This is a genomic window from Sphingobacterium zeae, from assembly GCF_030818895.1.
GTDB classification, from domain to species: domain Bacteria; phylum Bacteroidota; class Bacteroidia; order Sphingobacteriales; family Sphingobacteriaceae; genus Sphingobacterium; species Sphingobacterium zeae.
In genome coordinates this window covers 1,358,671-1,381,724 of record NZ_JAUTBA010000001.1, presented here as the reverse complement: position 1 = coordinate 1,381,724, position 23,054 = coordinate 1,358,671, and the positions used below count along the sequence as shown (strand labels likewise).

22 protein-coding genes and 2 tRNA genes are annotated in these 23,054 nt (G+C 39.9%); 7 read left to right on the top strand and 17 right to left on the bottom strand.

The features are described from left to right. Positions 1-141: 141 nt before the first annotated feature. The 7 genes from QE382_RS05720 to QE382_RS05690 are packed head-to-tail and all read right to left on the bottom strand — an operon-like array spanning position 142 to position 9,457. Entirely contained in the window at positions 142-1,554 is a 1,413-nt protein-coding gene (locus tag QE382_RS05720; protein WP_307185043.1) for a DUF4434 domain-containing protein, read from the bottom strand. Next, positions 1,551-2,627 carry a glycerophosphodiester phosphodiesterase gene (locus tag QE382_RS05715; RefSeq protein ID WP_307185042.1) on the bottom strand — a complete coding sequence of 359 codons (1,077 nt, stop codon included), beginning with the start codon at positions 2,625-2,627 and terminating at the stop codon, positions 1,551-1,553. The genes QE382_RS05720 and QE382_RS05715 overlap by 4 nt, the downstream gene beginning before the upstream one ends. Continuing rightward, positions 2,602-4,050 (bottom strand): calcineurin-like phosphoesterase C-terminal domain-containing protein, encoded by a 1,449-nt coding sequence (locus QE382_RS05710; protein ID WP_307185041.1) that lies wholly within the window; start codon positions 4,048-4,050, stop codon positions 2,602-2,604. The genes QE382_RS05715 and QE382_RS05710 overlap by 26 nt, the downstream gene beginning before the upstream one ends. Next, a complete protein-coding gene (locus tag QE382_RS05705) occupies positions 4,043-5,608 on the bottom strand; it encodes an ADP-ribosylglycohydrolase family protein (RefSeq protein ID WP_307185040.1) in 1,566 nt (521 codons plus the stop codon). The genes QE382_RS05710 and QE382_RS05705 overlap by 8 nt, the downstream gene beginning before the upstream one ends. A 58-nt stretch (positions 5,609-5,666) precedes the next feature. Further along, a complete protein-coding gene (locus tag QE382_RS05700; RefSeq protein WP_307185039.1) occupies positions 5,667-6,860 on the bottom strand; it encodes a n-acyl-d-glucosamine 2-epimerase in 1,194 nt (397 codons plus the stop codon). A gap of 44 nt (positions 6,861-6,904) precedes the next feature. Beyond that, complete coding sequence (locus tag QE382_RS05695; RefSeq protein ID WP_293888856.1) at positions 6,905-8,308, bottom strand: sugar porter family MFS transporter; 1,404 nt, start codon at positions 8,306-8,308, stop codon at positions 6,905-6,907. Positions 8,309-8,347: 39 nt separating this feature from the next. After that, complete coding sequence (locus tag QE382_RS05690) at positions 8,348-9,457, bottom strand: DUF4434 domain-containing protein (protein ID WP_307185038.1); 1,110 nt, start codon at positions 9,455-9,457, stop codon at positions 8,348-8,350. Between the two features lie 230 nt (positions 9,458-9,687). Between QE382_RS05690 and QE382_RS05685 the strand changes: the two genes are divergently transcribed. The 3 genes from QE382_RS05685 to QE382_RS05675 all read left to right on the top strand — a co-directional run bounded on the left by QE382_RS05685 (position 9,688) and on the right by QE382_RS05675 (position 12,795). Continuing rightward, positions 9,688-10,908 (top strand): ROK family transcriptional regulator, encoded by a 1,221-nt coding sequence (locus QE382_RS05685; RefSeq protein WP_293881979.1) that lies wholly within the window; start codon positions 9,688-9,690, stop codon positions 10,906-10,908. A 424-nt stretch (positions 10,909-11,332) separates the two neighbouring features. Next, on the top strand, positions 11,333-11,950 hold the full coding sequence (locus QE382_RS05680; protein WP_307185037.1) for a hypothetical protein: 618 nt from the start codon (positions 11,333-11,335) through the stop codon (positions 11,948-11,950). Next, positions 11,947-12,795 carry a hypothetical protein gene (locus tag QE382_RS05675; RefSeq protein ID WP_307185036.1) on the top strand — a complete coding sequence of 283 codons (849 nt, stop codon included), beginning with the start codon at positions 11,947-11,949 and terminating at the stop codon, positions 12,793-12,795. The genes QE382_RS05680 and QE382_RS05675 overlap by 4 nt, the downstream gene beginning before the upstream one ends. Before the next feature lie 241 nt (positions 12,796-13,036). Here the strand turns inward: QE382_RS05675 and QE382_RS05670 are convergent, their stop codons facing one another. Both QE382_RS05670 and QE382_RS05665 read right to left on the bottom strand, forming a co-directional pair. Continuing rightward, the gene (locus QE382_RS05670; RefSeq protein WP_307185035.1) at positions 13,037-14,170 is read right to left on the bottom strand and encodes an AI-2E family transporter; all 1,134 of its coding nucleotides are present in this window, start codon (positions 14,168-14,170) and stop codon (positions 13,037-13,039) included. A gap of 116 nt (positions 14,171-14,286) precedes the next feature. Beyond that, positions 14,287-14,916, bottom strand: coding sequence for a porin family protein (locus tag QE382_RS05665; protein WP_307185034.1), 630 nt, complete (start codon positions 14,914-14,916; stop codon positions 14,287-14,289). A gap of 448 nt (positions 14,917-15,364) precedes the next feature. Between QE382_RS05665 and QE382_RS05660 the strand changes: the two genes are divergently transcribed. Together QE382_RS05660 and QE382_RS05655 are read left to right on the top strand one after the other, a co-directional pair. Next, positions 15,365-15,435: transfer RNA gene (locus QE382_RS05660), tRNA-Cys, on the top strand. Positions 15,436-15,468: 33 nt separating this feature from the next. Continuing rightward, positions 15,469-15,648 (top strand): spore protein, encoded by a 180-nt coding sequence (locus QE382_RS05655; protein ID WP_307185033.1) that lies wholly within the window; start codon positions 15,469-15,471, stop codon positions 15,646-15,648. Between the two features lie 34 nt (positions 15,649-15,682). Here the strand turns inward: QE382_RS05655 and QE382_RS05650 are convergent, their stop codons facing one another. Next, positions 15,683-16,429 carry a copper homeostasis protein CutC gene (locus QE382_RS05650; RefSeq protein WP_307185032.1) on the bottom strand — a complete coding sequence of 249 codons (747 nt, stop codon included), beginning with the start codon at positions 16,427-16,429 and terminating at the stop codon, positions 15,683-15,685. Between the two features lie 236 nt (positions 16,430-16,665). On the opposite strand from QE382_RS05650, the gene QE382_RS05645 reads away from it, so the two are divergent. Further along, positions 16,666-17,085 carry a hypothetical protein gene (locus QE382_RS05645; RefSeq protein ID WP_307185031.1) on the top strand — a complete coding sequence of 140 codons (420 nt, stop codon included), beginning with the start codon at positions 16,666-16,668 and terminating at the stop codon, positions 17,083-17,085. Between the two features lie 45 nt (positions 17,086-17,130). Continuing rightward, the gene (locus tag QE382_RS05640; protein WP_307185030.1) at positions 17,131-17,424 is read left to right on the top strand and encodes a Smr/MutS family protein; all 294 of its coding nucleotides are present in this window, start codon (positions 17,131-17,133) and stop codon (positions 17,422-17,424) included. Positions 17,425-17,493: 69 nt separating this feature from the next. Here QE382_RS05640 and QE382_RS05635 read toward each other — a convergent pair whose 3' ends face one another. The 7 genes from QE382_RS05635 to QE382_RS05605 form a co-directional block, all read right to left on the bottom strand. After that, the gene (locus QE382_RS05635; protein WP_307185029.1) at positions 17,494-18,216 is read right to left on the bottom strand and encodes a 3-keto-disaccharide hydrolase; all 723 of its coding nucleotides are present in this window, start codon (positions 18,214-18,216) and stop codon (positions 17,494-17,496) included. Continuing rightward, positions 18,188-18,475: a hypothetical protein gene (locus tag QE382_RS05630; protein WP_307185028.1), complete on the bottom strand. Its 288-nt coding sequence runs from the start codon at positions 18,473-18,475 to the stop codon at positions 18,188-18,190. The genes QE382_RS05635 and QE382_RS05630 overlap by 29 nt, the downstream gene beginning before the upstream one ends. A gap of 194 nt (positions 18,476-18,669) precedes the next feature. After that, complete coding sequence (locus tag QE382_RS05625) at positions 18,670-19,089, bottom strand: cytochrome C (protein WP_307185027.1); 420 nt, start codon at positions 19,087-19,089, stop codon at positions 18,670-18,672. A 1-nt stretch (position 19,090) separates the two neighbouring features. Continuing rightward, entirely contained in the window at positions 19,091-19,354 is a 264-nt protein-coding gene (locus QE382_RS05620) for a hypothetical protein (RefSeq protein WP_307185026.1), read from the bottom strand. A gap of 8 nt (positions 19,355-19,362) precedes the next feature. Continuing rightward, positions 19,363-20,358 (bottom strand): cytochrome c, encoded by a 996-nt coding sequence (locus tag QE382_RS05615; protein ID WP_307185025.1) that lies wholly within the window; start codon positions 20,356-20,358, stop codon positions 19,363-19,365. Between the two features lie 15 nt (positions 20,359-20,373). Next, on the bottom strand, positions 20,374-22,470 hold the full coding sequence (locus QE382_RS05610) for a cbb3-type cytochrome c oxidase subunit I (protein ID WP_307185024.1): 2,097 nt from the start codon (positions 22,468-22,470) through the stop codon (positions 20,374-20,376). 479 nt (positions 22,471-22,949) lie between these two features. Beyond that, positions 22,950-23,020: transfer RNA gene (locus QE382_RS05605), tRNA-Cys, on the bottom strand. Positions 23,021-23,054: the final 34 nt, after the last annotated feature.

The window sequence follows — 23,054 nt, the reverse complement described above, 5'->3', positions numbered from 1 at the left end:
TTGTAGTGGTATCGCATAGTTATTAATAAATATATCTATAAAACTATACAATATTAAAATGTTTTAAAATATAAAATAAACTGAATAAATTCCTTTAATAAAAATTCATCTGAAATTAACAACGCTGCCGCACCACCCTTCCTAACGGATACGTTTGTCTTTTGACAGGCGATCTTTCATTGTTTTTTCCAGATAGCGCTGATATGCCCTAAAGAGATCTAATGTGCGCTCCTCACCGATGCGGATAGACATTTTAGGATCGTTAAATACACCTGGAAATTGATAACAAAGTATTTTTTCGAAGTTTTGGAAAAGATTAAGGTCGCGGACAATCTCTTCCATAGGACGCGGATAAAGGGATTGATCCTCATTAAACAAAAAGGTTTCCAAATCAAACCAAAGATGAGCTCCCGCTTGGTTGCATAGGGACTGCAATAGATCGGCAGCTTCTTTGCCCGTCAAGTCACCTTCGGGCATCCGAGCGAAGCCAAAGGGACAAAGAATGTCCAGATTCTGTAGCAGTGCTGGATAAGTATCTAGCCCCACGGGCACCTGCATGCTATTCGTGGCCAGCATGACCGGCTTTGCAGGCGCAATTTGGTTGCAATAGGCTTTGAATTCACGAAAGAAGTCAACAATCTCTTTTTTGCGCTGCATTCGCATCACTTCGCTATGCTCCCAATTATCTAAGTTACCACCACTTTCTTCCGAAACATAGAAACCATAGAACGATGGATGATGTCCATATTTTTCCCAAAGCTCTTGGGCCACTTTCTTATGCCAAAGCAGTGATTCTTTGGTAAAATCGAACCAAGCAAACATCCCCACACCTACAAAAACATGCATACCTTGCTTATCGGCTTCATCTAAAATGGACTCCACGGGATCTTTTGACGTGATCGGAACCCGCTCGGGATACAATACAGATGGATAAAATGCCTTGCCTTTATAGGAATCTACCGTCGTCTCATGCTTGCCTACATATTCTTCATTTCGAAAAACTTCCTGAACAACAACAATATCCATTTTTAATTTGTGCATGGCGCGCACCATTTCACGCCACTGCTCATCGGTCATCTGTTTGATATCATTATTCCAGTGCTTACCTTCAGTTTCACTCCAATGATAGATGCCCGCCCATGCGCCATCAATAAGCCCGGTGGAACGTTGCTGGGAAGCGATAACTTCTATATCGCGAACTTTTCGGTATTTTTTATTACCGTACTTGACCACAAGGGTAATCTTTTGATTTCCCACCAAATTTTTTGTCGAGAGGATATGCTTGATTTCGTACGCTGTTTGGGGCATTACTTCTTTCTTTGAATAATGCAACAGGTTTTCGGGTCGTTCCTTCCCTAAGTAAACAGATAGTTCTACAATTTTAGCCGTTCCTTCCTCATTTCTTAAACCCGCACGGATGTCGAGATCAACCTGATTAGTAATCGTCGTCGGTGGAATTAACGTAAGGGATATACCTTCCTGTGCAATCACAGCAAATGGTACCATGATAAGGATTAGCATCCAGGACAGCAAAAGTTTTCTCAGCTTATTCATAGTCTAAATTTTAGTTTTTTTTCATGGCTTAGTTTTAACAGTAGCTCGGGTTCGTCAGTGGTAATCCAGTCTACTTCGCTATCTAGAAACTTGCGCAGTTCGTCTACGGTATTGACTGTCCACACATTGGTCCATAGACCTGCTTCCTTTGCGCGCTTTATCAATGTAGGGTCGTTCCTATACTGGTAGAAATCATAATCGAGTCCGGCGAGCCCATCTACTTTAAGTTCATCGACAGTCTTGTTCCCATATAAATAAGCCGTGCGAGCACTCGGATCACTTTTAATGATATGGCAGAGAACAGCATAATCAAAACTAATATATTCGATATAACCCTGTGCTTTAAGGCGGTGCACGACAGCTAAAACCGAATCCGCAAGCTCCAGGCTTCTACCCGTTGGCGAAGATTTTATCTCCAGGATCATTTTCGTTTTGTTCTGCTGTTTTGCCAGCTTGATGAACTCGATTAGCGTGGGTACAGGATCGCCCCCTTTGAGCGTTGATGTATAAAGTTCTTGTGCCGTAGATTCTTCTACAGCGAGACCGCCGATATGTGGATCATGAGACAGCACAACCTGTCGGTCCTTAGACAACCATACATCAAACTCAGAACCGGCACAGCCTAGGGCGACGGCTTGTTGAAAAGAACGGATGGAGTTCTGCATGACACCTTCTGCACGCCATGCCCCACGATGTGCGATTACTTTGTTGCGCAGGAATTCATCCTTCACCAGTTCCACTTCGTACCTTTTTTTGTCAAATTCTACCGTTATACTATACGCGCGGATACCATCATTTGCGGGCACCAGCTTTGACTTTCGAAGATAAATTTTCCCGTTTTTGTCCAAAGTAAAAAGCTTTGCCGTATCACAGACAATCTTCATCCGCAGCTGGTTCAGCGGCAACGGAGCATGAATGGTGGCGACATAAGCTCCCTTGCTGTTAAGTGGGATTGTGTAATTGCTAAGCGAAATCAACGGTGTTTGAGCTAGCAGGATTGATGGGGATGCGATGCATAAACGGATCACTAGGGCCATCAAGAACAAGCTATCTATCTTTTTTCTGTTGAACATATGTTTTGTATTTAATTCCAAATCTATCCTCTACCAAAATCATCATTTCTGAATCTGGATTCAGTGGTTTCGCTGCAAACAAATGGTCTGTTGTTGTCGTCCAAATCCAATCGTAAGCGTATTTATTTTTATTTTCGACGATTTTCTTTCTTGTCTGCGGATCATGTCCGATGAACTGCTGCATTTCCCCTGCATAAACACCGTCTTCATACCAAGAGACTCGCCAGACATTATCATAATTCCATACCAAAGCTGTGAGCTCATTCGGGCGCTCTGGATTTTCTCCTAGACCATATGCCCTGCTTTGGATATTGTCCGGCAATCCGAGCGATTTATATCTCCAAGTGAGGCTGTCGCCTTTAGCCACATAAACGGAATAACCAACTGGTGTTCCATCCGCACAGGAATTTTTCTCTTGCCAAAAGATGCCCGAAATCGAGGCTTGGTTATGCTCCATAATACGGGGCGCAGGCTGAAAATGGTCGTGTAAATGAGTATGTCCAGACAATATATGTACCTTATAGTCCTTCAACATCGTATACAGATGTTTAGCATTAACGACTTGTTGCTTTCGTTCTATTTTTCGAAAATCCTTACTAGCCGTCGGAATATGGAACATCATGACGATCGTATTACCTTTGGGCACTTTTTGAAGATCCAGCCTGAGCCAACGAAACTGTTCTTCACAGATATACCCTACATACTCGCCACCGCGCCCCAAATAGAAAACATCGTCAAGCACAATGTAATGCATGGAACCGCGATCAAATGCATAGTAACGTGGACCAAAATTTTCTTCGTATAACATACTTGCCGTCGTATTTGAACGTTGGTCTGTACGTAGATCATGGTTACCTTTGCTAAAGAAATAGTTCATATTTGCCAATTCAAATACCTGTTTTACTCCAACAAAGAGGTCTGGCCTATCACCCACCATATCGCCCACCACCATTCCATGCACGGGAATATTGCGCAAAGCGCTATCCTTGTAGTTTTTTATATCCGCTGCAAACAGCGCACAACGTTGCACATCAGCAGCGTTATATACCTGCGGATCGCCCAATACGAAAAATGCATGCGTTGAATCAATTCCTATAGGTTCCAAAACGAAATTGAAAGCATCTGTGGTCCCCTCTTTGGGCAATGGGATATAAAAATTACCTCCGTTATTTTTTGCGGACATCTCAAAGCCAGCAGGAACCGTGATATAGACAAAACGGGCCAAAGGTGAAGGAATGATACGATAGTGTCCCCGATGGTCAGAAAAGACGATTTTATATCCATCAGTAACGGCCACTTTTGCTACCGGCTGGCCGTCGACCTGTCGCACCTGCCCCTGCACTTCCAATCCCCTTGCACAACATGCTGTTGATAGGCAGATCATCGACAGTAACGCCGTAAACAAAAGTGTTATTTTAATCATGATGGTATGGGATTAGCGTTTGCGGATGAGATGCATAAACCAAGTAGTCAGTGACGTAGAGCTGATACCCCGGTTCTTCCATCAATAGTTTTATTTCTACCCGATGCTTTTTATCGGGCATTTGATACCGCCAACATAATTCCGGACGACGCATATTCGCATTGGAAAAAAGACTTGCCGTTTCTACTAATTGATCATCGATATACAAGCCCAACTGTACCGCCCTATCGCTCACTGCATTATCCACTTTTTGCACGTATCCACTGAGCACCAGACCGCAACCTTCGAAATTAAATTGATAGCTTTGAGGAAAAGATTTCGCAACCTTTACACGCTCTTTTGGGTAATGCCCGGCGAAGTTTTCTTCGAAAGGTACTTGCACTATTTTTTGGTACGGGATGGTTACGCGATTTTTGCCCACTACACCACCTGCCTTAACGATGCTTGCCATTGCAAGGTCCACATTGACACGATATACATCATTGAGGGAATAGTTACTATAACTAAAGGGCACATCCTCTGCTTTTTTTAGTGGGTCTATCCAAGTGCTCGGTATTTGACTATATCCCAGCATGGTTCCGAGTATACCACAAGCTGTTGCAGGATTGCAGTCCGAATCTTGCCCCGCTCTGGTCGCGATGTCCATGGTATGAAAGAAATCACCATTTCCATAAAGTAATGCCATGACGACATAAGCGGCATTAAGTTTTGCATCGATATTCAGCGGGTGAAAAACAAAGTTTGGACAGCCGTGATCCTCCGACCATTTCTTCTGGATCTGCCACCAAGTCTCTTTCCAATCAGACGGATCCTGGGCGTACCATGCTAACACATCACGTATACATTGGTAGAATTTACTTTGCGGCGGCAACACCTGCAACGCCTCTTCGATCAGGGGTTTCACTTCATTCATCCGAAATGCTTGGGCATATAGATGTGCAACGAAGAGCCCGCCATAATACCCATCACCGGAGGCTATCATTTTACCGGTCTTTTCACAGATGGCTGTAACAGCCTCCGGCATAGCCGGGTTGATCAGGCCTGCAAAATCAGCTTCAATCTGAAAATCGATATCGTCAGCATGTGGATTGTTCAACCAATGTCCGGATTTATCTGGCGTAATGCCGTTATTGAGATTATATCGTGCTACCTGGTTGGCATGCCAAAGTTCATACTCTTTCTTTGCGAAAGCATGTGCAAGGGAATCTACCGGAGCATCTAATCCCAATCGATGCAGTACCTCCATAAACGTAAGGTCCACATACACATCGTCAAATAATCCAGGAAACTCGCGAATGGCGCGATTTACATAATCATCTTCCCAGCGAATACGTTCGTAATCCTGAATTAACGTACCTTGATAGAGAAATTCTGTAGGCCACCCATAAGTTACACCTATTGTTTGACCTGCCCATCCGCCCTTTATTTTATCTTCCAATACCGCTTTTTCCAACGATAAGGCTAAAGGGTATTTTTTGGCTCTTTGTGCAAAAGTACATAAGGGTATAGCGCAAATGAGCGAAAGCCTGAATAAAAGTAACAAAACTGACTTCATCATAAATAGGTAAATTAACTATAAGAGAGGCCGGCCCCGAAGGGCGAAGGCCGGCTCCAAACTAAACAACTTGAACAAACAAATCTTTACAGGCAATATCTTCGAGTACTTTCCAGCATTGATAAAGGCCCCGCGGCACATGGAAACAACCTTTCCATTTACCACCTTTAAGTGGCAACAGCACCTCTCCCCGTCTGTTAAGATATCCGAACCATTCTGGATATTCTGTATCTTTAAAATGCGCCCATGTATAATCGTGGACACGTTCAAACCAAGCTAGACATTCCGGCGATCCGGTCAATTGATAGCCTTTAATAAGCGAAATCAAGGTTTCAATATGCACCCACCAGAGCTTTTGATCCCATTCCAACTGTTGCGGGGGATTGCCCGAACGATCCATGAAATAGAAAATTCCACCATGTTGATGATCCCATCCATATTCGACCATATTGAGCGTTATCTCTACGGCCTTCTGAATCAGGTCGTCGCGTTTTAGGCGTTTGCCGAGATCCATGATAAACCACATTGCTTCGATCGCATGCCCAGGATTGATTAAGCGCCCGTCAAAGGTATCCGACAACTGCCCTTCCAAGGTGACATTTTCTACGACAATACCACCGAGTTCCGGTCTGTAAAAAACCGCCATCACTTCGTGCAAACAGTTATCAATAAAGCCATCCAACAGCTCCGCTGAAAGCAGGTGCTCAATTTCCAAAGCTAGGTTGCAGAGGATCATGGGAAGGGCAAAATTCTTGAGGCTACGGCTGCCAGGAACCGCTTTGTTCCACTTCCCCTTGGGATTGTCAAGCTTCGAACAGATCAGTCTAAAGGTTTCCTTCGCTACTTCAGCATAACGTGGATTGCCTGTTGCCAAGTGAAGTTGTCCAAATGCGATGGTCGCAAATGTATAGGAAAAAATGTTGTACGGCTCTACGAGCGGGTTACCTACCCGATCTATTGCAAAGTACCAATTGTAGTGACCATCATGGCCATGCTCCAGCAAAAAGGCGGCGCCATGTTCCGCTGCCTCAAGCCACTCCTGCTTTTTCTCCGTCTTGTTATACATGCTCGCAAACATATAAACCTCACGCGCTTGCAACCAGATAAACTTATCGGTGTCAAAAACCTGCCCTTTCCTGTCCAAGCAACTGTAATATCCACCATATTCCCTATCCAACGAATTTTCCAACCAAAAGGGCAATACGTTCTCTAACAGTTCCGATTTGTACTGTTTACTAAGTTTTTTAAAATCCATCTATAATCTAATAATTCTTTATACTTTCATTTATAATAAGCAGGTTAATGAATCCAATGTCGTTCAATATCTTCCAAGGATCTGCCTGTTGTTTCCGGCACGAGTTTCCACACAATGAGCATATAGGGTACGCACATTGCTGCGAAAAGGAAAAAAGTTCCGCCGGGGCTTAAATTATCCAATAGCCATGGGGTAAGCTGTCCGATCAGGTAGGTCCCCAACCAAAGGGAAAGACCTGCTATGGACATGGCCAGTCCGCGAATGGAGTTTGGATACATTTCCGAGAGCAATACCCAGATTACCGCTGATATAGAAATGGCACAACAAAATACATAAGCTAAAAAGCAGCTTAACATAAACAAACTTGGGAGGCCAAGGACTTTGCCCCAAAAGAAATATACACCAATAAGCAAAAGAAAAACGATCATTCCTGAAACACCTAGGTATACCAGCTTCTTGCGCCCTATTTTATCAATGATAAAAACAGCCAGTACGGTCGTCAAGACATTGACCAATCCAACGATTACCTGATAGAAGAGTGAGTCGCCACCAGAAATGCCACTACTTTCAAAAATGGTAGGACCGTAGTAAAGTACGGCATTTACCCCCATGAACTGCCCGAGGATGGCTATTGCAGCTCCGATCCACACAGCTTTACGTACACCGGGTTGAGCCAACAGCTTCCAATCGACTTTTTTTTCTTTGGAACTTGCATCCTGAATTTTATTGAGTTCTGTTCTGGCCTCACTCTCCGAGCCATAGATCCGCCGGAATATATCATGTGCTTTTTCTGATCGACCATGTCTCACCAGCCAACGTGGACTTTCCGGAATGAAGAAGATAATGAGAAAGAAAAAAACAGCCGGCAATCCAGATATCCCAAGCATGCCACGCCATACTTCCTGATAGAATATGAGCCGAAGCCAATCACCTTGTAAATTTTGTGCATCACCGATCGCGTATTGCATAAGTAAATAGTTCACGATATAAGCACCCAGAAACCCGATCGTAACCGCCAGTTGATAGAGAGACACTAATCTGCCTCGATATTGGGGTACGGCAAGCTCTGAAATATACATAGGCGATATGATCGAAACCACCCCAATACCTATCCCTCCGATGATACGTGCATAAATAAGCTGTTGAAAACCAGAAGAAAGCATACAGTAAAGCGCCGAAGCAGAAAACAGAACAGCACTGATAAACAACATTTTACGACGGCCAAAGCGATCACCAAGGTAACCTCCACAGGTGACACCCAGTATGGAACCTACCAATGCGCAGCCTACGTACCATCCCTGAGAAACGTTATCCAAGCCGTATTGTGTCGTTACCTGTGCGATCGTTCCAGATATAACCGCTGTATCGTATCCGAATAGAAATCCGCCTATAGCTGCCACGACCGAGAGGAAGCTGATATAATTTAAGTTAATTTGGTTATTGTTCATATCGATGATATTATTCATTAGGTAACTAGGTATTTATTGTTATCGACGGTTAAAGAATTGCATATAACGGTCGTAAAGATTCGCCGCCTGACGATAAGCAGATTGCGGACTCATAAAGTGGGAGAACTCAAAGGTAATCGCTTTTTCGTAGCTGGCCCGCTTGGCTGCCTCCAACTTCAAGCGCAACTTATCGAATTTTATTGGCATAAACTTAATGGGCATATCACGATCGAATGTTTCGGCATTTGTCCAACAGGCGATGCCATAACGATCCGCAAGTTGCTTATTTACTGTAAAAAAAGCATCGAGTTCATTGTAATCTATGTGTCCATCTTGAAATGCGCAGGCATCTATAACGCCCCGTATACCATCAAATATCTCCGACCAATCTTCTTCATGTTGCCTAACGCTAACGGTATCTGACTTGGAAAGACCTGCGGAAGCTGACATTACCGCTTTTTTGCCATCAATCCAAGGAGAGATAAAGGTCGGTAAACCATCTGATATTGATTTACACATGATCCCCAAATCGCGGAATGCGCGGATGGACCCTTTGGTTTTTCTACTGATCTCGCCACTGATATACCAACCGGCGAAGCTTTTATGCTTTACCCCATATTTCGACCACACCTCATCCACCACGTACTTGTTGTGCTCTACCTCCTTATACAAATCGCCTGTATCCCAATATGCACCAGAATCATACAGGCCAAAATAAAACAACATGTTGTATTTGTCCGCCAACCGTAAAAACATATCAAGCAAATCAGTGCTAGGTTTATAGCAGCCTTGCGCAAGTAAATAATTCGAAGGATAGGTAATGAATTTGCGATAGCCAGATCGGATCAAAATAACGGTATTTATCCCCATTTTTTTCATATGCCTAAAATCTAAGTCCCATTCTGGCTCGCCCCAATTCTGATGTGGAATATCATGCGATATTTCATCAAGAAAAGTTGCCGTTATTGGAAGAGCATCGTTGGAATTTACCAAGTAAGTATCTCGAATCTCTGTATTGATCGTGGGGATTTTTTCCAAATCAGCCCCATCTTCTATACCGCAACGCTGCAACAGAATCGAGCTTCCCACTCCGGCAAGGGCGGTACGAAATGATTGTTTTAAAAATTTTCTACGATTCTGCTTATCCATAATGTTATTAGTTGGCATTTTTGCGAATTTCTGAACTAGGTTATAAGGCTTACCCAGCAGAAGACAATGCTAAATTAAAAATAAATTTTAATAATGCAATGTATTTAATAAAATAATTTAATAAATAGCTTCTATATAAAAATAAATAATGTTATTTAAGCCTTAAAGACAGTTAAGATTCAATATATACATTTAAATTTGTTAGATTTGTTTTTTACAATTTATATCCGATGACATTTTTTGAGCATATCGAAAACGAGAATATTTCTGGCGTTGCCTACAAAAACAATTCCATCAAGAAGCATATTATTGTGATCCTTTCTATGAATGGCAACAGTACGATCGCAGATTTAAGTAAGGAACTGAAGCTTAGCGTACCAAAAATCACGAATGTAATCAATGAACTAATCGAAGAAGGACTGGTAAAAGATTATGGAAAGTCGACATCTGTCAGTGGAAGGAAACCAAATATCTACGGACTACTTCCCACTTCAGGCTTCTTTGTTGGAGTTGATGTCAAGCACAACCATGTGAATATAGGGCTTATTGATCTCAACAAAAATGTAATATCTATTGCCGAGCACCTTCCCTATAAGTTGGCCAATAATCAAGCTTCTTTGGATCATCTCTGTAAGATCATTCAGGATTTCATAAAGAAATCCACTGTTCCGAAAGAAAAGATTTTAGCCTTGGGCATGAATCTAAGTGGCCGGATTAACTACAAGACAGGGTATAGTTATAGTTTCTTTTATTTCAGTGAGACACCGCTAAGCAAATACCTTGAAGAAACTTTAAAAATAAAGACCTTCATTGAGAACGATTCACGAGCAATGGCATATGGAGAGTTTATGTCAGGGGTAGTGAAACAGGAAAAAAATGTACTTTTTTTAAATCTCGATTATGGTATTGGGATGGGCACGCTTATCAATGGACAGATTTATTACGGTCAATCTGGATTTGCGGGTGAGTTTGGCCATATCCCGATGTTTGACAATGAAATCATCTGTCACTGTGGCAAGAAAGGTTGTCTTGAGACTGAGGCTTCTGGCCGCGCTTTAAAGGATCTTTTTATACAAAAAGTTGCTGAAGGCTATGCCACCACCTTAACACAAACCGTTCAGATCGAAGATATCAATTTAAACCACATTATTTCGGCAATTCACTCGGATGATGTGCTAGCCATTGAATTACTGGCAAAAATTGGTGAAAAACTCGGCAGAGCTATAGCAATTCTGATAAACCTATACAATCCAGAATTGATTGTTCTCGGAGGTCCTTTGGCACAAACTAACGATTATATCCTACTCCCTATAAAGAGTGCAATCAACAAGTATTCATTAAATCTTGTGAGTACAGATACCAAAATAAAATTATCACAGCTACAAGAAAAGGCAGGGGTGATCGGAGCATGCCTACTTGTAAGAGACAGACTTCTAGATATTAACCCATAACCGTTTTATACTAATAAATTTCAAAAAATTGTTGGAGTATACATTTATTCAAATAAACAAATCATCAAGATTACATAGTAATTAAAAACTTCTTTGGAACTCGAAACTTTGCGCCTTATAAAATTATTCTATATGGAGATTGTAGCCTATGCAAGCGGATAAAATGACATGCTTCCATTTCATGGATACGAAAAAAATCTTTTGCTCAATCTCTGATTAGCTACAACTAGTCAAATCATATAGCTTTTATTAAAGGCATTAACCATCAATACTACTTATCTAACATATCTTGAAAACACTATTCAACGAAAAGTATTTATTATAGGTGATGCATTTTGTTACTAAATTTATAATCAATATATTTAAATAAAATATAGGAAGATAAAAGAACCTATAAAGTGACCAATTATTGAATTCTAAAGAAATGAAAATATTTACAATAAATTTTCGCTGTATTCTTTTAATTTTCGCTTCAAGTGTAGTATTTCATTCTTGCACAAAAACGACGCCCGAAATTAAAGAAGAAGAAACAGAAACAAAGCCAGAGGACGGCCCAGATGAGGTAAAGGCGCTAACTTATGTTTATAGCTCGGAAAATCAATTGGAATTCAGCCTTTATCAAAATGACGTCCTTAAATCATCATTTGAAGTATTTGACGAGGAAAAAAAATTTGGGAACCGCGCAAAATATTTCAGACCTCAGACAATGACCATTAAGACGGATTCATTGTACATTTCCAAACTAGGTGGTTATAAGGAATCCCACAAGATAAAATGGGAAAAGGAAAAATTATTTATCTATCAGGACCAGGAAAAAGATTGGCGACATTTCGCTACCAAAAATGATAAAAACCAGATTTTATTGAATGTTGTACTCTATAACAGCCAAATAAAAAGTACCAACTCCAATGCATTGCGAAGCGGGCAGCTTTATAATCCCGCGTCCATAAATGAAATATTAAGTGAGAAAAGCCGAGCCGATATGAAAACGATCTGGTTAAAAATCCAGGTTATGTATGTCCCCCAAAATAAAGAGTCATGAAAATAAAAATTCTAATTGCATTATTGTGCCTATTTAGTTTAAACATTGCCGCACAGGAGATAGAAGCTGAAGCTAACCGATTTTTCATGAATAAAAATATTGGCAAATTGTACCTAGGTGCCATTATGAAAATCAGCTCCCTCCATAAGGATAATTATGAATTTATTGAAGCTTCGAATCTTCCAACCGTGAAGGTTAATACAAAGACAGCTGACGCGGTAATCATGCCCAGTAAAGCTGCAATGGTTAATTTCATTCTCAAAAATATTGAAGGCGATGACCTAGCAGGCATAGTCAGCGAATCAATACCCAAAGTTCAAAGGGTCGCATCTTACGAAAAATTAGGAGCAGTTTTTGGTCAAAAGATCAACTCGGAGGTCATGCTTGCTGTTAACCCACAATCTAAAGGTTCTAAATACCTCTATGCTGTAAGTTTCACCAATCTGATCTATAGTTTGACGTGTATGACGGATATTGCCAAAGCAAAAGCACATTCCGCTCTAGCGAAGCTCGACCCTAAAGATTTAATGTATGTCAATGAAATCACCTTCGGGCGAGCAGCATCAATTTTCATTGAATCCGACGCAGATTATGAAACTATGAAAAATCTGGTAGATAGAAAATATTTTAAAAGAAAACTAATGGAAGAGGACGAGGCTATCCTTGCAAACTCAACAATACATTTTCAAATATCGGATACAAAAGAGGTAGACCTTTTTGATGGAGACCCTTTTCAGATTATATGTAGTTATATGACTGCCCCTATCACAAAAGAAGATTTTCTAAGACCAATATGGATCAGCGGCATTAATTTAAACGATGGCGATATGGTAATTACACCTTAGCACCATCTGTGGACCGCCATCTATAGACAACGTCCATAAAGCCGATAAAATTAAGAGGATAAGATTTTCTGCAAATAGTTTAGTGTTTATTCATATTCAATTGGGGGATGCTTCGCAATTTGTTCCCCCGCCGCCTTACCATATTATCTACAGGCAAGCTATAGGGGGCAATCCGAAGATGGTACGATCCAAGGGCGAGACAAGGCATACAAAAGCATGAGGCACATAATGTAGAATCAAGTTACTCCTTCACTTCATTGTCAATAATATTCTTCTCTATCGGATTGAGCGTCTCAAATAAATCCTTATATACTTCATCTTTGCTATCTTCTTCTCCCAGTAAAAATCCCCAGGGCTTAAGCTCTCTAATGCGATCCATCACAATCTTAACTATTGCCAAAATAGGAATGGCTAAAAACATCCCGGAAATACCCCATATCATCTCACCAATAATGATAGACAACATCGCAAACAATGAATTTACTTTAACTTTAGACCCCACAATTTTGGGGACGATAAAGTTACTATCAATCATGTGTACAATAATCAACGCTAAGATGACCAAAACCACATGGGTCAACGATGATGTCGCGAAAGTAAGAATGGAAATAATAAGTATAGAGGAAAAAATACCGACATAGGGTAGCACATTGAACACCCCTGTAATCAATGCTAAAAGCAAACTATATTTGACACCAATCAATGACAAAACAATAAAGACCAAAAGCGACACTAAGCTCATCTGGATCAATAGACCAATGAGATACTTTTTGACCACATACTGTACTTGCTGTACTACATCGACCACAATGGGCCTGTCTTCGACACGATTGACAAATAGAAGAAACTTAACAATATGCCCTCTATAGATGAGGAGAAAAAACGTATAAAGGAAAGTAAAAACAAATAATATAAACATGGATGAAAGAGAAACCAATGCCGTTCCTAGAAACAGCGTACCAGAATCCACGGACTTCGAGGCCGTCTTATTGATAAATTCCATTTGCTCTTTGTGCCTTATGCCAAATTGTTCACTGACCCAGCTTTGCAGTTTGCTCGCACCATCCATTATCTGCTCCTTAAATGCTGGAAAATCTTCCTTCAGGAGTGTGAGTTGGGAAGCTAATAGAAAAAGCCCGTACCCCAAAACTCCGAAGAATAATATTACACTTAAAATGCCCGCTAATGTTCTCGGGAAGCGTAGTTTACGTTCCATGAAATTGCTCAACGGTATTAAAAGTAGGGAGAATAGTAATCCCAGGATCATCGGGACCAAAATGGTATCGCCAATTTTTGCTAAATAACCTAGCAGGAGAATACTAATAAGTACACTGGCCAACTTCACATAGAATGGTAAAGTAAGAAATCTTTTCATACAGCTATCTTTTGCATAAAAATAACAATTTAGGTCGATTTAAGTTTAATCCATTAAAAAAGCCCCCACAACTGTAGGGACTCCTTCCTCATAATAAGTTTAAGTACTTATATTTCTTATAGTCCGAAACCGATACCAACGGACCAAACTCGGTTTTTTATTGAGCCACTATTGGGAGCTAAATTTGTCAAACCTAAACCATAACCGGCATTAATCTGGAAGCCATTGGTCAATTGATAACCTGCTAAGAAATTAATACCGAAATCTGTGCGTTTAAGATTATCGTCATTACCACTTCCAAATTTTACGTCAGTTTCGCCCTCTGCCCCCCAATTTCCAATATTACCTTTAACTTTGTTTTTACCACTCAGTCCGAAGCCAACATATGGTCCAGCACCAACAAAGAAATTACCAGATTCGCCCGTAGGCAATTTAGCTACTAAATTTACAGGGATGTCTAACGACATGATACTCTGTTTAAATTCACCAGAACTTGATCCCTCACTTATTGTTCTCTTGCCACCTTTATTTTGCAAAGACAATCCAGGCTGAATGGAGAAGTATGGAGACACAGGGGCATCCAAATAACCGGTTACAAAGAAGCCGGTATTTGATTCTGAACTTCCATTCTCATAGGAATATTTAGGGATATTTACACCCGCACGTAATCCGTAACCCAATCCTCCTTGTGCAAATGCGCCCACTGATCCAAATAAAATTGCTGCAGATAATAATAATTTTTTCATGTTTCCCAATTTAATTACTTTGTTCTTTTATCTTTTATTCTCATATATTTCCTGTATGAGATTTCTGACAACGTAATTTGCAATATCTATTCCAAAATATATAACACGTTCATTTTCAAATTAAAAAAATATAAGAAATCAAAAATACTATACTTACGAATGTCCTTTAAAAAAGACAATTGGTGGAGTAAAGTTCATCTTACTATGTTGGTAATAATCATCTTAAAAAGCCTTCGTAAACAGCGGGTCACTTTATTGAAATAAAGCGGCTAACATTTCACTTTAAATTGTTAAACACATTTTCATAAACATGCGCTTGAGGCTACTGATTGAAAATACAAGCTTGGTTTTCAGAGCAATGCTTAAAAACTCAAAAGTTTTATCATAAAGATTTTTTAATTCCAATTATAAGTTTTATTTTTGCAGACCTTCAAAAGGAAAAAAATAGGGTCGGATGGCCGAGTGGCTAGGCTGAGGTCTGCAAAACCTCCTACAGCGGTTCGAATCCGCTTCCGACCTCGTTTTATTTTAAACAATAAAAATATTATCAAAATGGGAGTTACACGTTTAAAAAGAAAAGATAGAAGAAATAAAACTGTTTCACGTGTTGAAGTTCAGTTTTTGAAATTAGGAACTAACGTAGAGTTAGGTTCTAGATCAAAAATGAAAGCTAGCAACCAAATCGTTAAAAACGATGCTATCTTGAATCAATTAGCTTTAGAAGCTAAATAAGTAAGAAGAATTTAATAGCCTTTAAAGTATAACTTTAAAGGCTTTTTAATAGGTCCACCAAATGGTGGACTTTTTCTTTTGAGCTCATCCACTGTGCTTCATCCATTCCATTAACCTGTGTCTGCTTAAAATTCATATCCGATACATGCAGCTCTTTCGCCGAACTGTGTATCGCAACTGCACGCGTTTCTTTTAAAATGTGAACGATATTAGACGCGTCGACCCCTGCACCAGGCATAATCACAATACGGCCATTGGCTTGTTGAACCAACTCCTTGAGTAATGAAACTCCAGCGAGTGCAGAATTTCTTAAACCGGATGTCAAAATACGATCTATCCCCATATCAATAACGTCTTCCAACGCATTGAAAGGATCTTCTACGCGATCAAAGGCGCGATGGAACGTAACATGCATGGGGCGTGCAGCTTCAACCAACCGCAAGGTATTGACTTTATCGACCGTACCATCTGCATTCAGCATACCGATTACAACGCCATCCATCCCCAACTGCTTACATATTTCAATATCTGCGATCATTTCCAAAACCTCAGTCTCGGTATAAAGGAAGTCGCCTCCACGTGGCCTGATAAGCACATGAATTCCAATGTTAACCAATTTTCGTACTAACTGTAGCTGGCCAAACGAAGGTGTAGTTCCCCCGTTTTCTAAATTTTGACAAAACTCTACGCGGGTTGCCCCACCCTTTTCAGCCTCTATAGCTGACGCTACAGAATTTGAACAGATTTCTAATTGGTAATTCCCAATCGCCTTTTCCCTCATTTGATTTTATTATTCTATTTTTCGTTTATGCGAATAACGTAAAAAAATAGCAAATAACCTACGCTCTTCGCTGTATTTAGCGAATACTAATATTAAGGTTAAGAAGGGGTAAAAGTAAAAGTTATGCATGCAAATTAAAACCAGTTAAAACATTGCGCTTACCTATTTGTATTTACCTAAGACATTGTTATTTAAACAGCTAAAAATCAATTGTATATCATTTTAAATAAATTTTCATGGCAATTGTATCGAAGAATATGGAGACGCAGGAGAAAATGATCAGCACTTTTGAAGAGCTCCAAAAAGCTATTTATGACCTTAAGTATCAACTCGTTGAATTTGAGCTACTTTTCAATCAGGCGTGCAACAGACATATTGATTCCAATTTTCAAAAGGAGTGGTTGCTGGATAGAATTTCTTCGCGTTACGACATGATAACACTTCGTCATGATGTGATGCTGCAGGTTCGTGACACAATTTCTGCATTCATGGATTTTGACGGGCATTTTCTTGACGTCAAGCAGTTACTACAGTCGATCGAATCATTGATGCTCAGCCATGCCGATGAGGAAGAATATGAAATGGCAGCCATTATCAAGAAATGGCATGAAAAATTCTCACAAGCGATTTATTTCGTAAATGACTTCACCTATTAAGTCGCCGTTTTATTATACTTTTGCAGCATCGTAAAATATTGAGAAATGCGCAAACCTTCAGCTATTGTTGACTTACACACCGATGCCTTCCTTGATGATTGGGAAGATTATTCACCAGAGGAACTTTTACAGGAATCCATTGATTTTATGCGATCTAATCTAGACGCAGCTATTTATTGGGAAATGAACGAAATAAGGTTTATTCATGGTAAGGGAAAGGGAATGCTTAAGAAAATGGTTTTTGAAGAATTGAAGGAATATAAGGATAATGGATCTATTGAACGTTATTATACATCCTACCAGAATGAAGATATTGTGGTCGTTGTCATAGGAATTTAAAAATGCCCCCAGAAAGTGTTTAACTTTTTGGGGGCAATGCAATTCAGGAAGCCTTAGTGTGATGTGCTGTTACTTAATTGCTGGTGTAATAATCACCTTACGGAATTCAACTGGGCCGTGATCCCCCTGGAAATAGATCGGCCCTGGCTCTGCCTCTTTGCTATCCAATGCACCCCCAGTTATGCCCGGGATTTCTTGATTACAGATCACAGTCTTACCATTTGCCACTACCGTTACGAGACGTCCAATAAGTGTAATATCGAATGTTTGCCATTGTCCGGCTCCTTTATTAACCATTTCATTGGCAGCTAAAAAGCCATATACCCCTGCGAAAAGCACCGCATTTGGATGTGCATCCTTGGGACTATCCTCTATCTGAACTTCATAACGACCTCTCAGGTAGACACCACTGTTGCTTCCTGCTGGAATTTTAAACTCAACGTGTAATTTGAAATCTTCAAATTTTTGTTCTGAAACTAAGTTAGATCCGGACTGCGGACTGGTCAAAATACCATTTTTTACCAGCCATTGATTTGTCTTACCTGTAGCTTTCCATCCGGATAGATCCTTTCCATTGAATAGCTGAATAGGTTTACCCCATTTGACGGCAGCGGTGCGCTTTAGTTCTGGAGCGTGGGTACCTTTAAAGCGATATGTTTTGCCATCCGGCTCTGTTATTGTTCCTTCCAAAACACCATTGACAAGTTCGCCCTCCACAATCAAATTCATCTTACCACTCTCCCATTGCGGGGGGATGGAAAACTTAAACTTTCCTTTTTCGGTAGAACACATGAGAAACCGGCCGGGCACTCCCAGAAGTACTCACATAGTGACCAACTAACGTTCTATAGCCCGACAATTTCACCTCTAACCAGGATGGAGCAGGTGTACCATTGACATCCACTTCGATATCCCATCGTCCTATCAGCTCTTTACCCTCTACATCCTGTTGATAATGGAAAGCCTCTCTAACTGAATGGTTAGCAAAGGTTACTTGCGGTAATGCACAAGAGGCCAAAATTCCTAAAAGAAATGCCGCTTTTCTGTTCATATTATTTATGTTTATATTCGAATTCACAGTAAATTTAAAGCAATTTAACTGTTTAACAGCGGGTTTACAAGGATATTATGTTAAAAAAGGAAGAATGTACTTACTGTTGCGTCCCCGCTAACCAAACTATAGGGTGTCCGCGGCTTTGTAGTTTTAAATCAAATTTCCGACAGTAATCTACTCCACAATTGCTTCTATAAATTACTTGCTATAGGCGAAGCTAAATATCTAACAAAATAGTACAAGGCCCAACCCACGAAGCTTATGATTATAATCCACACCCAAGAGGGAATACTTTGGGGTGTTTCACTTCCAGATATTAAAAAAGATTTTAGGTCACCCTTGCCATACGCATTAATCATAAGAGGAACGACACCATCAACCGAATCATTTTCTTTTATACCCTCAACTGCGATGGCTGGCCCATTACGAACTACAAAAGGGATGGTACGAACCCCCTCTTTGCCGCTTGGGTCTTTGCTAACAATTTTTAAAACGTGATCACCATCTGTCAATTTACGTGTATCTAACTCAAAAACAGCCGGTGCAAAAACATCCGCAAGAGGCTGTTCATCATTATCGATAAATACTCTTATTTTGCTTTTTGCGCTCATTTTAATCATTATTTAATATGGTCCTTTTAATATGTGAGCTTTCCTTTTCTCCTGGTTGCATTAACCATTTTACAGAATAAAATAAGGTTATCGCCACAACTACTGTAACTACAGCTATAACAACATAATCCCATTTATTCTCTGGCCCAACGCCATGAGCTATGCCTTTAAACAGTTCAGGTTGATTCCGTTCACAAACTGGGCATGCTTTAGCAACACATGTAGCGAACAATGCTGCTAATACTAATACCGTTCTAATCTTCATATCGTTTATTACTTTACTTGCTTGAGGAAGTCCATAATCTTTTTTACCTCTTCATGAGATACTTCTTTGGCTTTATTTCCCCAAGCGGTACGTTCGTAGTTGATGACTGCCGCCACTTCGACCTCTGTCCATTCAAGGTTAGTTCCTACCGCTGCCATTGCACCGTATTCAGGACGAGAGTCATACCCATTCATAATAATATCTACATATAATTGCAGATTATCTCCATTTACAATCGGACTCCCTTTAAGAGGAGGGAAAGCTCCTGCAAGACCTTCACCACCTGCTTGGTGACAGCTTGCACAATTAGCTGTATAGAGCGCTTTTCCATCAACCGCAGGGGATTGTCCCGTGGCCAAAGGTTTTACTTCTCTTTTGTAAAGAAATTCTGGAGACTTTCTTGTTTCCGGTAATTTAGTTTGCTTTAAAGATTGCAAATAGGCCACGAGATGCAAGGCATCTTGCGTAGCGACGACCTTACCACTTTTTCCTTTCATATATTTGCCAGGCACACTTACAATAACATCATTTTTATCGGTTTCTTCCTTGTAGGTAAACAGAAATGAATAAGCTGGCATCACTGATTCTTTTACGACTATTCGTGGATTGTATAAGTGTACTAGATTCCAATCTCTACTCGGCTGACGATTACCCAGGTCAGTTAGATCCGGACCTGTCCTTTCTGTTCCCATCAGTGTTGCTGTATTTCGCCAAAAGTCGGTTCTTTTACTGTCCGCATAATCTGCGGCGAGTGAGGGGCGACTTCCCCAAACCTTATCCATCTCTACATTTCTTACCTGTTGCGTATGACAGGCAACGCATCCGTTTGAGATAAATAAACTTTTTCCTTTCACGGCTTCAGGACTTAATGGCTCGGTATCGGGCAAAGGACGATTTATTGCTTGATTATGTAACGCAGGACCAATGGCAACGAAGAATGTAAGCACTAGAAATAGCAGTGTAGCAATTCCAAAAAGCTTCTTATGATTATTGAATAAATCCATCTTTAATTTAATATTTTATAGGTTAGTATTTAAGTTATCAGTTGGTGTTGCTTCAGCAACCGGATTACTGACCATTTTATAAAAATTATAAGCAAAAAAAAGGTGAGATAACCACATCAGCGTGCCTCCTATGGCCCGCCACAACCAATAAGGCATCATCATGGAAACAGTTTCTATAAAAGGTTTTCCTTCCATCCAAGCTAGACCTCTAAGAGTACCACCGTACATAAGAGGAATCGTATAGAACATAAGTCCAATCAAAGCCAACCAGAAATGTACTCCTACAGTAATCTGTGGGGCTTCCCTACCTGTAATCCTCGGTATTACGGTATAGAAGCCGGCCCAAAGTAGGAATGTAATGATACCGTACATTGTAAGGTGGGAATGCGCTACCGTAAAATCAGTAAAGTGCCAAACAAGATTGGTAAACCGGAACGCTTCTGCCGTTCCCTGCAATGAGCCTGTAAAGTAGAAGATGATACCTACTAGAAAAAAAGGTAATGTATAACTGTCTTTTAGCTTGTGCCAAGCTCCTTGAAATGTCATTAAAAAATTTGTTGTACCTGCTATTACTGGAATTACCATTCCAACACTTGCAACTATAGCCACTGTTTGCAACCACCAGGGAATAGCACTAAATACAAAATGGTGTGTACCAATCAGTGTATAAAACAATATTTGCGTCCAGAATGCTAATATCCCAAGACTATAGGAGTAGATTGGCTGGTTAAGATGTTGTGGAAGGAAATAGTAAACTATGCCTAGCGTAAAAAACATAAACCACATACCAACGGCTTGATGCATATAGTATCCTTGCACAATAGTTTCGCCAAGACCGTTTTGCCAATTGGGAAGATAACCCACCAAGGCTACAATTGATATAAAAATCAGCGCTGAAACAATGTACCAATTTGAAATATAAATTTCCTCGGTCTTTCGTTTAGCAATTGTCTTGAGGAAATTTATCAATGTATAACCTAATCCTAAGGTGAATAGTAGCATAATTGGCCATATGTATTCCCTGTATTCTCCACCGCCATTATTGATACCTGCCATTAAACTTAAAGAACCTAGCAAAACCGTCCCATTAATTAAAAAAAGAGAGTACCAGGCCCATTTAACATTCGCCAATGAGGTGTTACTTACTCTAGGAACAATGTAATATCCTAAGCCAATCATTCCGAGTGATGCCCATCCCCAAAATACAGCATTGGTGTGCACAGGTCGCAATCTACCAAAGCTCAACCAACTTATTTGGTCAGCATCGGGAGCTATAAACTTTATACCCAGATACTCCCCAACCGTTGTTCCAAACACTAACCAGAATACAGCAGTACCTAAAAACCATAAAACTATTTTTGATAACGCTGGATCAATATTGGAACGGGTTAATGCTTTCTTTTTTAATGAAAAAACTGGCAGTGATTCTAATTCCTGATATTGCAACAATCCTCGTATGTCATTGGGCGCCTGCGTACCTGATAACTCATCGTTCGAGAGCGCATATTCGAGTGCTTTCTTCCGACGTTCTAAACAGCTTAGTTCTTCCTCCGATAATGTATTAAAATATTCTGTTAACTTTTCTGTCTCCTTTATCTTCAGATTATCTTTTTGTTGAGAAATAATACCGCGAACTTTTATGATAAGTATTAGTATGCCAACTATAATAGGTAAGAGTATGAGCAGTAATGTTATTATTATCCCAGTTTCACCGAACAAAGAATTTCCTTCAGGTCTAACTGTAGTCTGTGCGATTACAGGATTAGAAATGACAAGATTTAAAGCAATAAGAAGTACCGTTACTCCTTTGGAAATCTTGTCATTTCTTTTCTGAAATAAACGTTGTAGCTGCTCTTTATTTAATCTTTGGATGTGTGTCTTAGGTAATTCATCCACAATTGGTGTCTTAATTTTAAAAAAGTATTTTAATAAATCAACCGCTTTAGACTTTATTGATAGTGCGACCAACAAAAGTGTGATTAGACATACAAAAATGATAAGCACCAAAACACCTTTTAAAGTAAAAGAAAACTCATAGGGCAACATTTCCTGTGCTTGTACAGATGTTGTCATTAAAAGGAATAACGTGATAAAAAGTTGTATTATTTTCATATTCGATTGTTTATTTATCAAACTAAATAGCATCAGACACTTCTGAAAATTATCCCAAGGTACTATGCCGCTTACTTAGCTTTCCGAGTCATTGATATACTTTAGATTACGAAACAAATGTAACACACTTTTGGACCATCATCATGGTTCAGTTTTAACAATAAATAATAGTCCAGAAATTGCATTATATAAACATGCTATTATCCAAAAAATTGAATGGGCTTTAATTGAAAGAAGGAAAGAATCGGTAGGAAAAAAATTAATTCTATTGCAATGTTATATTTAACATATTGCGACATATTGGAACGTATTTGTACCATTGCCAACTTCCTCAAAGTCCATACTTCTGGTGAATTCAGGACTTCATCTAAATCAGCGGATATTTATTTACGTAACCGGCTTTGCTTATATAGTGTGATGGCGTTTTTTTACCTAATTTAAGTGCAAAATAATTTCAATAATGATGATTGGTTTAGTAGAGGTCGGGAATGGAATCGAACCATTGTAAAGAGTTTTGCAAACTCTCGCCTCACCACTCAGCCACCCGACCTTTATATTACACGACAAATATATTATACAAGAGG